Source organism: Microcoleus sp. B4-C2 (genome assembly GCF_036705265.1).
Taxonomy (GTDB): Bacteria; Cyanobacteriota; Cyanobacteriia; order Cyanobacteriales; family Microcoleaceae; genus Microcoleus.
This window is the reverse complement of sequence record NZ_JAUBUB010000014.1, coordinates 19,542-33,238: the sequence shown is the minus strand read 5'-3', so window position 1 is coordinate 33,238 and position 13,697 is coordinate 19,542. Positions and strand designations below refer to the sequence as shown.

The window sequence follows — 13,697 nt, the reverse complement described above, 5'->3', positions numbered from 1 at the left end:
CCAATATCCTTAGTTGACAAATGTGGATATCCTGTGAGTTAGGAGGAAGGCGCAAGAAATTATGCGGGATTTTTCGATCGTGCTGGTGCTTGACCCAGCCCAAAAACGGATACCGTGCCACGTACTCCTGTCGTGGAAAGATAAAAATTTTAGACCAAAGTTCAATCTCCCAGATTGCATCTGTGGGGTAAATCTAAAATCTAAAATCTAAAATCTAAAATCGACTGACTCCTAACTCCTGAACTTTCCTATACATAAATACTTCACCCTTCATGCCTCCGAAGGTGGGTTTATAACTGTGAATACTTACTTTTTACCGACAATAAGCGAAATTTTAGCCTCCGAAGGCCAAGAAAATGACCTCAGTCTCTTTGATGCTAAGTTGGCGGGAGGAAACAACCGCCATCGGTGTCCTGCAAGCCGTGGGGCTTCTCGGCTGAAAGCTGAACAGGAATGGTATGGGGCGATCGCAGCTTTGAATCAAATGCTCGATCGGCAAAAAGCAGGACAAAAAACAGATGCCGATCGAGCAAATGGTCGATCGACAATCTCCAATTCCTGTCAGGGATTGGTGTTGTCCGGCCCGTCTTCGGTTTTGACTCACCCCGCTTTGGCTAACGGCTTTGCCAATTGGATTTTTACCAGTATTCCCGACAACGATGCAGCTTTGTGGTCTTTTCGGGCTAGACAAACTTTAGCTTTAATGCCGGCGGCCGATGTGCAAACCTCAGTACCTGCGACGGCCCCGGCTTTGGCTTTGGCAAGTGGCGATCCCTTAGCCAACGAGCAGTTTTGTTTGGTTTTAACTGCTAGTTTTAGCCTGGTGATGGTTTTGGGTGAAAATTCTGCGGGAATTCCGGCTTTTCTATTTTCTTTCGATCCGCAAGTAGTCGCCAAAGCTTGGGAAGTTTTGCGGCGCAGGGTGACTGAAAGCGAATGTTTGCTTGCCAATTCTGACGGTAGCTTCAATTTACCAGTTAGCAAATTAACTAATAATTCTACTAAATTAGACGCGCTGTTCCAGCAGTTTTTTCCTGTGGAGCCCAATTATCAAACAGTGATGCAGTTCAGCCGCTTGCTGTTGCATAATTTGCCAATTGGGAAAGATGAAGCAGGCAGGATAAAGGATGAAAGAAGTGATGATGGTTTGAACCATAGACATCACAAGTTATCGGCTACAGATATCAACTGCAAATCTCCAATGCCTCTCGCTACTAAAGAGGTGGAATTGCTACAGGCGATCGCCCACGAAGTCCGCACTCCTTTGGCTACTATTCGCACGCTGACTCGATTGCTGCTGAAACGTCCCAAACTCGATCCGGTGGTGGTCAAGCGTTTGGAAATGATTGATGCTGAGTGCACCACTCAGATCGATCGCTTCGGTTTAATTTTCCGCGCCGTGGAATTGGAAATGTCGCAAGCTAAAAATTCTGGCGTGCAGCTAACAGCAATGTCCCTCGGTGAAGTGCTACAAAATAGCATTCCCCGCTGGCAAAAACAGGCGACTGTGCGAAACCACACTTTGGAAGTTATTGTGCCGAAAAAGTTGCCGGCGGTAGTCAGCGATCCGACGATGCTGGATCAGGTTTTAACTAATTTGATTGAGAATTTTACTCGAACTTTGCCTTCCGGGAGTCGCATTCAGGTGGAGGTGACATTGGCGGGCAATCAGTTAAAGTTGCAGTTGGAATCGGAACACCTACCTGAAGGTAATGTCGCATCGACTTTTGCAGAAGCGGCGAATGCTCCTTTGCGATCGATCGGGCCTTTGTTGATGGTGCAGCCGGAGACGGGAAGTTTGAGTTTAAATTTGAGCGTGACTAAGAATTTATTTCGGGCTGCTGGCGGGAAGTTGGTAATTCGCCAGCGACCCCAAAAGGGCGAGGTGATGACGGTATTTTTGCCGCTGCAATAGTGCTTAGTCATTAGTCATTAGTCATTAGTCATTAGTTTTAATCAATGAAAATCTCAATGACAAACTCCGTTCCTTCTCCCAGTGCAGAAATACAACAGTCAATGAGTTTGAGTTGTTTAGTCTCAGGATTAATCAGATATAATCTAGTGCCAATCAGATTCTATCGTCCTATCAATACTTAAAAATACAACAAATTTCACAGCCCACGAACAGCTAACAGTTAACAGTTAACAGTTAACTGTTAACTGTTAACCGAATTCATTTAACCGAATTCATTCTGGCTTTCAAGGCATCTCGCGCTTGTTCTCGATCGTCAAAATGGACTTTTTCGGTGCCCAAAATCTGATAATCTTCGTGTCCTTTCCCTGCAATCAGCACGCCATCTCCCGGTTTAGCGTCCATAATAGCAGTGCGAATTGCAGCGGCTCGATCGCACATCACAATCGGCTTTACTGCGGCGGGAATTCCTGCTAAAACATCCTCCAAAATGCGATCGGGATTTTCCGTGCGCGGATTGTCGGAAGTAACAACAGCTAAATCGGCTAATTCTGCCACAATTTTACCCATGATCGGCCGCTTAGTGCGATCGCGATCGCCACCGCAGCCAAACACGCAAATCATCTTACTCGGAATAAACGGCCGCGACGCCTTCAACAAGTTCTCCAAACTGTCTGGAGTGTGCGCGTAATCGACAATAACGCTAATATCTTGGTCGGGACTAATTTGCACCCGTTCCATCCGTCCCGGAACTCCCGAAAACTGAGATAATTTCTCCACAATTGCGGACAAATCTAAACCCAATTCTAAAACAGCACCAACAGCAGCCAACATATTTGATAAATTGAACTGACCGACTAAAGGCAAAGAAAAAGCTGTTTCACCCTTGGGAGTGTGCAGCATTCCCGTAACTCCATTAGGCTGATACTGCAAATCTGAAGCATACAAATCTGCCGTTTTGTCGCTAGTGCTGTAACTCCAAACTAGGTCAGATTTGAGGGTTTCAACTATCCGCTGCCCGTAGGTATCGTCAATATTAATCACAGCGCGATTTGCGAGGTAATCCGAACCAAACAAAAGCGATTTAGCCTCAAAATAATCTTCCATATCCCGGTGATAATCGAGATGATCTTGAGTCAAATTTGTAAAGACAGCAACTTCAAAACTACACCCCAAAACTCGCTGTTGCGCTAAAGCGTGGGAACTGACTTCCATTACCCCGTGTTTGCATCCGGCGACTACAGCTTCTGCTAATTGCTTTTGTAGGTCAACTGCAAAAGGTGTGGTGTAAAGTGCAGTTTGTTGGAATCCCGGCCAGCGAGTATAAAGCGTACCAAAAATTGCCGTCGGCAACTGCATTTCATTGAGCAAAAATTCGATTAAATGAGTGGTTGTAGTTTTGCCGTTAGTCCCGGTAACGCCGACAAGTTTTAATTTGCTAGCTGGATTGCCGTAAAAAGCAGTGGCTATTTGACCGCAAACTTGAGCCATATCCGCTGCTGCGATGACGCAGGGAACCTCTTCTAGCCCCTTGCTAAGGGGGGAAGGAACCTCTTCTAGCCCCCCCTTAGCAAGGGGGGGTTGGGGGGGTGTCTTCTCGGCTGCTTGGGTGGAAATTATGGCGGCAAGTGCACCAGATTCGATCGCACTTTGCCAAAAATCTCCGCCATCTACCCGAGTTCCCGGCATTCCCAAAAACAAATCGCCCGCCTGACAAGCGTGGGAATTAGTGGATAAACCCTTGACTTCGACATCGAGGGCGGGATGTTGGGCGTCAAAGGAAATGCTGGGAACTGCTGCTAATAATTCTCTCAATTTCATCTGAAAAACTCCTCACTTGGATGTCTTGAATATGACTGGCGGAACACATTGTTTGAGCCACTCTCTACAGGTTTTTGCTGTGGGCGGTGCAAAGCCTAAGTTTTTTTGGTGCGCGGTGTAAAAGCTCTCGCCCTAGAGTAAGCTGCACACCGAGCACCCCGAAGTCAGGATTAAAACCTGAGTTTTTGGGTAAATTGTATTATTGTGACAGATCGATTTGCAAATATTTCTGTAACATTTGCTCCAATTGGGCGACACTACAGCGGGGAGAAGGACGGGGTAACACTTCTTCAGGGGAGAATGCAGCCTCGCCAACAGAATTTGTTGGCTGGGGCTGCACTTTAAACAAAACTGGAACTTCGTACTGATAAGCTTGAAACCAGTCATCGCGTTCGGTAATATCTCGGACTTCGAGTTGAAACTTCAGGCTTTCAATCTGTTCGAGTTTTTCTTGCAACCCTTCGCACAAGTGGCATCCGGGTTTGCTGTACAAAATCAATCGCATCATAACAGTAAGATTAAACTCGATCTTAAATTCTCGAACGTGCGATCGCCATTGGGCTAACTCAACGCGAGTAAGACACAACTCACGGCTTTATTGGTCGCAATGCGCGATCGATGTTATCTTAGCATTGACGGCAAACCGATTACGGTAATTTGCCATCTCAATGTAAATACAGGTCGATCTATCCATACACTCGGTCAGTAAAAAATGCAAATTACGCCTGAAATTTCTGGGAAAATTAAATTATTACGTCTCCCCCTAATTATTGGGATTGTTACTATTCACTCGTCTATAAATTCTGTGGGATATGCTGACAATTTTTTCCAGACTTTTATTGCGAGCACTTGGGGTGGTTCCTGCGTTTCTTTTTTGTTTGTTATTTCAGGATTTCTTTTTTTCAAAACTTTTAACTTATCGCTAAATTCTTACCAAGAAAAGCTCAAGTCTCGGTTTTGGACTCTCCTGGTTCCCTATTTATTTTGGAACTTAGCTTTATTGGCAATGGTCTTAATTGTCTTGAACATACCGGCAACAACTTCTATTATTCAAGGTCATTACAAAAAATACATTGAAGACTACAGCTTCGCCAATTTTATAGATTGTTTGACGGGGTACAGAAACGGTTATCCGATCGCATTTCATTTCTGGTATGTCCGGGACTTAATCGCGATGGTGATTCTATCTCCGGTATTTTTACTGGTAGCTAGAAAGATACCCTATCTAGGTTTGGCTTTGTTTGCCGCGCCTTGGTTGCTGAAATTACAACTTGGTTTTATTAAAATCCAGTGGTTGGGGCCACTGTTCTTTTATTTGGGATGTCTGATTGCTGTTCAAAAATTGGATTTAACTTGGATCAATCGACGAAAAAGTTTGATCATAAGCATATACTTAGCGATGGCTGTTGTGCTGGCAATAATGAAAACATCCGAAATAGAAACTTTCCAACACCTGTTTGAATGCTGCACCAGAGTAGTAGGTACGATGGCGATTTGGTGCGCTGCCGATTTGGTAGGTGGGAAGCTGCAAAAGGTGTGTTTAAATCTTTCGGGTTTGGCATTTTTTGTTTATGCTTCTCACGAACCGACGGTAACAGTTTTGAAGGAAGTTTTTGAGAAATTGTCAAAAACGCCAAATTCGATAACTGTCATGATACACTATTTGTTGATATTGACAATTTCCACTTTACTAACGCTGGCTGCGGGTAGTCTTTTACAAAGGTACACGCCTAAATTTTTCCAATTGATAACAGGTGCCAGGGGATAATCATACAATTTTAGATTTTAGATTTTAGATTTTAGATTGGGGAGGGATGATTATCATCGTTTCGCTCTTGCCTACAGTAGCATTTTTTGGGGCTACCTAATATCAATTTTAGATTGGGGATTAGAGAGTTTAGATTACTCTCTTTCTGCTCTTCCTCTGTGCCCTCTGCGCCTCTGCGGTAAAAAAATAAATCTAGTTCACCAATGAAAAAGTTAAATTTATTCACACCAACTAATTTTCCAATTAGGATTGACTAATAAATCAAGCTTTAGTATAGTATAGAAATAGCCCTACATAAAGGAGGCAGTATGGACTGCACCGAATACGCAGAAGCCAAGCGAAAAGCAGCAAAAAAAATTAGCGCCGACATTCGAGAACGCTGGAACAATCGCATTGTTCAGCGAGAATTGCACTTGATGGGAGAAGCGGGAGCAGTGCAGTATTTAGCTGATTACGGGCGCGGAATTGGTACGGCAAAAGTTATTGGTTTTGCACTGTGCGCGGAGTCGGAAGGATACCCCGAAATGGCGATCGGCTTTTGGAAAAGAGCGTTTGAATTGGAAACAGGAGAAAAGCCGATCGCCCTCAATACTCCAAACAAATCTACCACCAATCTTGCTCCTGCTGCCAAATCAACTTCCGCCCCAAAAATAGAGACTGTTAATAACCCCGTAGTTCCCGAATTGCCGCCGCATTTGCAGCCGGGAAGGATTGTGACAATGCAGCCAGTTGACGCGCCGAGTGAACGTTCTTATTACATCGAAAATCCCGATTATTGGGGACAGCCAAAGCGCGACGGCAATCGAGTAGTGGTCATCGCGACGCCAGATAAAGCATACTACCAATCGCGATCGACTAACCTGCGGCAACAAGCATCGATTGAGATCGATCGCACATTAATCGACACAGCCGCTAAAATTGGCACCTTTATTTTAGACGGCGAACTGTATTACAAAAGCTGTACCGGCAGCGAACACCGCACCGGCGCGCAAGCTGCTACAGTTAATATTGAAAGCGGTTTTCCCACAATCCAGCCCAACGCAATTTATGGCATTTTTAAAAGTTTGTTTTTCAAAGGAAATGATTTAACTCCCGTGGCAGAATCCGAACGAATTGCAGCGGGAGTTGAAGTTGGCGAAATTCTGGCAAATATATCCCCAGCCTTTGAAGTTGTACCGACATTTCGCACCACCGCCGAAAAACTCGTCCTGGCAAATCAGCAGGAATCTGAAAATAGAGAAGGCGAAGTTTGGGTGTTGCACAACTGCCAGTATGTCGGCGGCAAAGATGTTAAGAAATATCCGATGGTGAGGACTAAATACTGTCAAGAACACGATTTATTTATTGTGGGTTTGACGGCGACCAAAGTTGCGGGGCGGCCGTTTAGTGCCGTCAAAGTAGCGCAAGAAATTGATGGCAAATTAGTCCCAGTAGGAACCGTGGGAACCGGGTTTAGCGGGGAGGAAATGCAGGAAATTGCCCGACTCTACGAGGCTAACCCCAAAAGTGTCAAAATTAAAGTGCGATCGCAGGGTTTGACGGAAAGTGGCAAACTGTGGCACGCACGATTTCTGGAGTTTTGTTAAATTTGTAGGGAAACGGCACTGCCGTTTCCTTCCCCGAATATGTGAGTTCAAACACATAGTATCAGATAAAATCATCGGAGTAAAAATCAATGGTTATCAGCAAAAATAATTTCTACATTTCTCCAGAAGAGTACCTAGAAGGCGAGCGAGTAAGCCCGATCAAACATGAGTACAGACGCGGACACGTTTATGCAATGACAGGGGCAAAAAAGCCCCATATCATTATTGCTAGTAACTTAGTAAGGCGGCTGGGAAATCATCTTGATGACACCGACTGCATCGTTTTACCATCAGATATAAAAGTCAGACTGGAAGAGGCAAATTGCTATTACTATCCTGATGTAGCGGTGACTTGCGACGAAAGGGATACCTCAACTACTGAAGATTTCATTTTATATCCATCTTTAGTAGTTGAGGTATTGTCGCCCTCAACGGCAGCTTTTGACAGAGGCGATAAATTTGCAGATTACCAAACTTCTCCGAGTTTGCAAGAATACGTACTCATAACTCAATCAGAAATCAAAATTGAGTGTTTTCGCGTCAACGCTGAGGGAAATTGGGTTTCTCAGACTTACCGACAAGGAGAGGAGTTAGAGTTAACGAGTATAGATTTTCGCTGCCCGATCGCACAAGTTTATCAAAAAGTACCCGGCATGGTACTGTGATGTATGAAACCAGATTTTTAGTAGTAAATTTGTCTCGTCTCTAGGTGGCCAAGAATCTTAAACCAAGTTCGTAGTAGTAAATAGTTTAGTTTTTATTCACAAGCTAAATCAGGACGAAAGTCCTAATTACAAACCGCTCAATACTGAACTTGTTACTACTAACCGAAATGATAAATTACCAAGAAAAAAACAATGATTAAAATCTTACACCTTTCAGACATTCACATGGGCAGCGGCTTTTCCCACGGCCGGATTAATCCCGAAACTGGTTTAAATACGCGGCTGGAAGACTTCGCGGCGACGCTGAGTAAATGTATGGATAGAGCAATTTCTGAACCCGTAGATTTAGTCATATTCGGCGGCGATGCTTTCCCGGATTCGACGCCTCCACCGTTTGTAAAAGAGGCTTTTGCTCGCCAATTCAGCCGCTTGGTGGAGGCGCAAATTCCGACGGTTTTGTTAGTAGGAAATCACGACCAACATTCTCAGGGACAAGGCGGCGCGAGTTTGGGGATATATCGGACTTTGGGAATACCTAAGTTTATTGTAGGCGATCGCCTGGACACTCACCTGATTCAAACCCGCAGCGGGCCCGTACAGGTGGTAACATTGCCTTGGTTGACTCGATCGACCTTAATGACACGTTCCGAGACTGAAAGCCTGTCTATGGGCGATGTTAACCAATTATTAACCGAAAAACTGACGATCGCAATGGAAGGCGAAATCCGCCGCCTCAACCCCGACATACCAACCGTACTTTTAGCGCACTTAATGGCAGATAAAGCAAGTCTGGGCGCCGAACGTTTTTTAGCAGTTGGCAAAGGTTTTAACATACCCGTTTCCATGCTAACTCGCCCTTGTTTTGATTATGTTGCTCTCGGCCACGTACACAAACACCAAAATCTCAATGCTTCCAACAATCCGCCCGTAATTTATCCCGGAAGTATCGAACGAGTTGACTTTAGCGAAGAGAAAGAAGATAAAGGTTTTGTGTTAGTTAATTTGGAACGGGGGAAAGCAGAGTGGGAATTTTGCGCTTTGCCCGTGCGGGTGTTTCAGACGATTAAAGTGAATGTTTCCGAATCGGAAAATCCGCAAGCCGAGTTAGTTAAAGCTATTGGCAAGAAAGAGATACAAGACGCGGTTGTGAGATTAATTTACCAATTGCGATCGGAACAATTAGATTTAATCGACAACGCTGAATTGCACACACTTTTGGGGGAAGCGCACAGCTATACAATCCAGCCGGAATTAGTCAGTCAGTTAGCGAGGCCGCGTTTACCAGAATTGAATGCTAATAATAGTATAGAACCCTTAGAAGCTTTGAAAACTTATCTGGCAAGTCGCGAAGATTTGAAAGATGTTGCGGAGAGTATGTTAGAGGCGGCACAGGGTTTGTTGGGCGGGGCGGAGGAAGTTTTGGTCGAATTTTAGGTAGAATTTTAGGTAAGATAGGGTATGTAAATTTTCCCTACCACACAATCTCAGAAACCGGGTTTCTTCCTATATTTTTCGTACTCAACCCAAATGATTCGCAGAAACCCGGTTTCTCCCTACCACTCATTTACTTAGGATCGCGAATTAAAGAACTTACAATTTTAATTGTTATTGTGGGATGGGCGTCCCGCCCGTCCAAAAAAGACGGGCGGGACGCCCATCCCACAAACTTGTGGAAGTTATTTAATTCTCATTCCTTAACTTCAACCATCCCAAAAACTTCCCCTACAACCAACCGAGTTCCGTTGGCAAAATCCACCCCAGACTGCACCTTTTTCCCCGCCAACTGCACCTCCCGCAACAATAATAAACCATCACCGGTTTGGACGATCGCCCCCAACCCCTTCACAACCTTAACAACTTCCCCATTTGCGCCCGACAACTGGGCTAAAACAGGCCATTCGCGTTCCAAAACTCTCAAATCCGCTGGCATTTGCAGCCAATATTCCGGCCCGACGGGCACAGTAGCAATCACCTTCAGAGAATTGCCGCGAAAACTGGTTGTGCAATCCGGGAAAAAGCCCCTAACTTGATTGTGAAGGGCGATCGCACTTTTCGACCAATCCAGCACATAATCGGCACTCTTAATCATCGGCGCATAAGTCGCCTCAGCATCATCTTGAACAACAGCTTTAACCTTCTCGTCTCTCAATTTTACCAAAGTTTCTATCAACAAATCCGCCCCAACTTCCGCCAATCTATCCGCCAAAGAATCAGCATTATCCAACAGTGAAATACCAGCAAAAGCCTTCAACAGCATCGCCCCAGTATCCATCCCAGCATCCATCAGCATAGTAGTAATTCCTGTTGTCTTTTCCCCGTCAAAAAGACAGCGCTGAATCGGTGCCGCACCGCGATACTTCGGCAAAATTGAACCGTGAACGTTAACACAAGCCAAACTAGGAATATCCAGAATTTCTTGAGAAATAATTTGACCGTAAGCCACCACCACAAACACATCCGCCTCTGCTTCCCGCAACTTAGCAAGCGTTTCCGCATCCTTCTTAATTCGGCGCGGCTGCCAAACCGGGAGACTGTGATTTAAAGCCACATCTTTTACAGGTGAAGGCATCAATTGATTGCCTCTTCCCCGACGTTTGTCCGGCTGAGTCACCACACCCACCACCTCAAATTCTGGATGACTCAGCAAACTGGATAAAGTAGGAACAGCAAAGTCGGGAGTGCCAAAAAAGACAATTTTCATAGATTCTTCGTTATTAGTAAGTAGTCCTCAGTCATTACTCATTAGTCGTCAATTAGGTAATGGCAAAAAACCATAGTATATTATACAGACTATTCAGCGCGTAGCAGCTATGATACAAGCGAGTTTATGAGTATTTTCACTCACCGGGCTCGTGTAATATTTATTGGTCAGCTAAAACAATAATAGTTTGCTTCTAGATTATACACTTCGAGAATTGTTCCGAGTTGTGCGATCGGCAAAAAAAATCTCGATTGATACTCAGGTGCAGCCCAACTCGATCGCTCAAAACCAATGAGTTTTATAGACGCAATAACATTTGCATCTATGCTTCCCAAGTTAACTATAACTGTTTTAGTAAAAATTTTCATATGATGTACATTTTTTACTGCTAATTTCAATTTTAGCATATCTACTAGAACAGGAAAATAATTGTCGAATTTTCTGCTAAAACTCAGCCGCAGCTTATTTGCCGACACCGCCGAACAAGAAAACTTTATTCATGCCGTCACTAATCCCCAAGCTTTTAATTCTGCTATTTTGTGGCTGCAACCACAACCAACATAAAACCCATTTAATCTCGAAATTCCAGTTTCTTGGCAACCCCAATTTGTAGATAGACTAGCCTTAGAATACCAGCCGGGAAAACATTCCTTACATCAAGCAGGACATTACAACTGTCTCGACTTTTCCTCAATTTTCGCCGCCTCCACATTGTTAACAATACCCCAGCCAATCAAACTAATCTTAGATATGTGCGCCGCCCCCGGAGCAAAAAGTATATTTGCTTGGAAAACATTGAACCCAGAACTGCTGTTGTGCAACGAAGCCATAGGTAAACGCATGGGAATGCTTATCTCTAAGGAATGAGAATTAAATAACTTCCACTCTTGAAAGTGGGATGGGCGGGACGCCCATCCAAAAAGGACGGGCGTCCCGCCCATCCCACAATAACAATTAAAATTGTAAGTTATTTAATTCGCGAGCCTAATTTTAAACGCTGCCAAATTCAACCATCAGCCGCCGCCAACGTCGATTCAAAAATACTTGCCGAAAAGATGCCACAAACGGCTAATTTAGTAATAGTAGATGCTCCTTGTACTCGTCAATCACTCTTAGCAAAAGGAGACAAAGCACCAGGCTGCTTTCATCATGTCACCATCAACAGCAATGCCAATCGCCAAAAAATAATTTTAGCCAATTCTGCTAAAATTGTAGCGCCCCAAAGTTATCTTGCATACATGAACTGCACTTATTCAACAGCAGAAAATGAACAAGTCAGCGAAGGGCTGTTAAGCAAATTCCCCGAATTGGGGCCAGTCACTGTTCCTCATTTAGAAAAATATCGATCGCACCTGACAGAAATTCCTTGCTATCGGATGTGGCCGCAAGATAGACTAGGAGCAGGAGCTTTTACCGTTTTGTTTCAAAACACCTCGGATGGAGAGAGAAATCAGCTACCAGCAGATTTTCTAGATTTAGCTCGTTTTACTCTGTAATTATCCGCTTTTATTGAAAATGATTTTATCTCAATTCGCTACAGCAATTTACCGACAGCTACACAATGCGATCGCAGCATTTTTGAATTCTCTGAAATACAGTAGGGACAAGGCACTGCCAAGAGGTGACAACTTAACGTTAAACCGCTCGTCTCTATTGTTTGTATCAAAGTCTAGATCCCCCCTAACCAAGGGCGGGCACGGGGGCACCGCCCCTACTAAGGGGGGGACAAGAAATATTCTCAAAGTGGGTCTTATTAAAGGGGATTTAGGGGGATATAGACTCGACGAGAAGCGAGATTTATTATCGGTTTTGGTCTTAATTTTTCACGCCTTGGGACTGCCGTGTAACTACTCAAATGACAACCGCTATCGACTGCCAACCAAACGTGCAGCCTGCATTTTCCTAACTTTAAGTTTGCTAATATTAAGCGGCTGTCAAAACAGCAGAACCCCCGCCTCAAAAAACGGCGAACCGATCGAACTCACACTGTGGCACGGCATCAATCCCCCCCCAAATCGCGACGTATTTCAAGCCCTCACAGACAAATTCAACAAAACACATCCCAACATCCAGATCAAACCAATTTACATCGGTCAGCCCGACCAACAACTCCCAAAAATCCTAACAGCAATAGTTGGAAATGCACCGCCGGATTTGCTGTGGAATAGTCCTACAAGTGCCGGAAAACTAGCAGAACTAAACGCAATTGTGCCGTTAGAAAACTGGCTCGACAAATCGCCCCGGAAAGCCGAAATCTACCCGGCACTCTTCGAGTCAATGGAACTCGGCGGACACATTTGGTCAGTTCCCCTAGGCACAAACAACGTCGCCATATTTTACCGTCCCAGCTTATTTGCAGCAGCAGGAATCAAAAAAGTGCCCCAGAATTGGGCGCAATTAAAGCAAACAGCCCGATCGCTCACGCGAGATACCAACGGAGACGGCCGCACAGACCAACACGGCATAGTGCTCCCCCTAGGCAAAGGAGAATGGACAGTATTTACCTGGCTGCCATTCATGTTCAGCGCAGGGGGCGAACTCAAAGGCGAAATACCTCAAAGTCCTATACCCCAAATAGATAATCCCGGTTCTCACGCCGCCTTAGAATTGTGGAGCGACTTGTTAAAAGAAGGTTCAGCAATATTGTCAGCACCCGAACGCGGTTACGAACTCGACAACTTCATCGCCGGGAAAGTCGCCATGCAAATCACCGGGCCGTGGACGCTAGCACAGTTGCAGCAAAGCGCGATCGACTACGCAGCAATGCCTTTACCCATCCTCAAACGCCCCGCAGCCGTCGTAGGGGGTGAAAACCTATTTTTAATGAAAACCTCGCCAGAACGAGAGCGAGCAGCCCTAGTATTCTTAGAATACGTTATAGGTGAAGAATTCCAAACAGCATGGGCATTGGGAACAGGTTATTTACCCATTAACTTAAAATCGAGACAGAGCCAAGCTTATCAAAGCTTTGTGGAAAAAAACCCTGTTTTGCAAGTATTTTTAGAACAAATGAACTCAGCCAGAGCGCGACCAATTATATCAGGTTACTCCCGCCTATCAGAAAACCTCGGTCGCGCCATAGAGGCAACCCTTCTCGGCCGCAACTCCCAAGACGCCCTTAAAGAATCTCAAGAGCGTTTGACACTAACCTTAGATATTGCAACAGCCAAAGAGAAATAGACCAGAAAAAATATTGTTTTTCTGTAAATTATCCGCTTTCACTGTATCCAAGCGAAAGACTTGA

The 13,697-nt window shown here is 44.7% G+C and carries 13 protein-coding genes; 8 read left to right on the top strand and 5 right to left on the bottom strand.

Annotation, left to right across the window (positions count from 1 at the left end; all coding sequences use genetic code 11):
- Window positions 1-298: 298 nt before the first annotated feature.
- Window positions 299-1,915, top strand: coding sequence for a HAMP domain-containing sensor histidine kinase (locus QUB20_RS07315; RefSeq protein ID WP_333250039.1), 1,617 nt, complete (start codon window positions 299-301; stop codon window positions 1,913-1,915).
- A gap of 258 nt (window positions 1,916-2,173) precedes the next feature.
- Here the strand turns inward: QUB20_RS07315 and QUB20_RS07310 are convergent, their stop codons facing one another.
- Entirely contained in the window at window positions 2,174-3,733 is a 1,560-nt protein-coding gene (locus QUB20_RS07310; RefSeq protein ID WP_333250038.1) for a UDP-N-acetylmuramoyl-L-alanyl-D-glutamate--2,6-diaminopimelate ligase, read from the bottom strand.
- A gap of 199 nt (window positions 3,734-3,932) precedes the next feature.
- Window positions 3,933-4,238 carry a glutaredoxin family protein gene (locus QUB20_RS07305; RefSeq protein ID WP_333250051.1) on the bottom strand — a complete coding sequence of 102 codons (306 nt, stop codon included), beginning with the start codon at window positions 4,236-4,238 and terminating at the stop codon, window positions 3,933-3,935.
- Window positions 4,239-4,445: 207 nt separating this feature from the next.
- Between QUB20_RS07305 and QUB20_RS07300 the strand changes: the two genes are divergently transcribed.
- The 4 genes from QUB20_RS07300 to QUB20_RS07285 all read left to right on the top strand — a co-directional run bounded on the left by QUB20_RS07300 (window position 4,446) and on the right by QUB20_RS07285 (window position 9,186).
- The gene (locus QUB20_RS07300) at window positions 4,446-5,501 is read left to right on the top strand and encodes an acyltransferase (protein ID WP_333250035.1); all 1,056 of its coding nucleotides are present in this window, start codon (window positions 4,446-4,448) and stop codon (window positions 5,499-5,501) included.
- 308 nt (window positions 5,502-5,809) lie between these two features.
- Window positions 5,810-7,087: an ATP-dependent DNA ligase gene (locus QUB20_RS07295; protein ID WP_333250033.1), complete on the top strand. Its 1,278-nt coding sequence runs from the start codon at window positions 5,810-5,812 to the stop codon at window positions 7,085-7,087.
- Window positions 7,088-7,176: 89 nt separating this feature from the next.
- On the top strand, window positions 7,177-7,752 hold the full coding sequence (locus QUB20_RS07290; protein WP_333250031.1) for a Uma2 family endonuclease: 576 nt from the start codon (window positions 7,177-7,179) through the stop codon (window positions 7,750-7,752).
- A 192-nt stretch (window positions 7,753-7,944) separates the two neighbouring features.
- Entirely contained in the window at window positions 7,945-9,186 is a 1,242-nt protein-coding gene (locus QUB20_RS07285) for an exonuclease SbcCD subunit D (RefSeq protein ID WP_333250029.1), read from the top strand.
- A gap of 253 nt (window positions 9,187-9,439) precedes the next feature.
- Here QUB20_RS07285 and fmt read toward each other — a convergent pair whose 3' ends face one another.
- Together fmt and QUB20_RS07275 are read right to left on the bottom strand one after the other, a co-directional pair.
- Entirely contained in the window at window positions 9,440-10,453 is a 1,014-nt protein-coding gene (gene fmt, locus QUB20_RS07280; RefSeq protein WP_333249799.1) for a methionyl-tRNA formyltransferase, read from the bottom strand.
- A 167-nt stretch (window positions 10,454-10,620) separates the two neighbouring features.
- Window positions 10,621-10,821 (bottom strand): hypothetical protein, encoded by a 201-nt coding sequence (locus tag QUB20_RS07275; RefSeq protein WP_333249797.1) that lies wholly within the window; start codon window positions 10,819-10,821, stop codon window positions 10,621-10,623.
- 61 nt (window positions 10,822-10,882) lie between these two features.
- On the opposite strand from QUB20_RS07275, the gene QUB20_RS07270 reads away from it, so the two are divergent.
- Entirely contained in the window at window positions 10,883-11,017 is a 135-nt protein-coding gene (locus QUB20_RS07270) for a hypothetical protein (RefSeq protein WP_333249796.1), read from the top strand.
- Between the two features lie 104 nt (window positions 11,018-11,121).
- On the opposite strand, the gene QUB20_RS07265 is transcribed toward QUB20_RS07270, so the two are convergent.
- Complete coding sequence (locus tag QUB20_RS07265; protein ID WP_333236305.1) at window positions 11,122-11,295, bottom strand: hypothetical protein; 174 nt, start codon at window positions 11,293-11,295, stop codon at window positions 11,122-11,124.
- Window positions 11,296-11,346: 51 nt separating this feature from the next.
- Here QUB20_RS07265 and QUB20_RS07260 point away from each other — a divergent pair, with 51 nt between their 5' ends.
- Together QUB20_RS07260 and QUB20_RS07255 are read left to right on the top strand one after the other, a co-directional pair.
- Window positions 11,347-11,949 (top strand): hypothetical protein, encoded by a 603-nt coding sequence (locus QUB20_RS07260; protein ID WP_333249803.1) that lies wholly within the window; start codon window positions 11,347-11,349, stop codon window positions 11,947-11,949.
- Between the two features lie 340 nt (window positions 11,950-12,289).
- Window positions 12,290-13,633 (top strand): ABC transporter substrate-binding protein, encoded by a 1,344-nt coding sequence (locus QUB20_RS07255; RefSeq protein WP_445299381.1) that lies wholly within the window; start codon window positions 12,290-12,292, stop codon window positions 13,631-13,633.
- The last annotated feature ends 64 nt before the right edge of the window (window positions 13,634-13,697 follow it).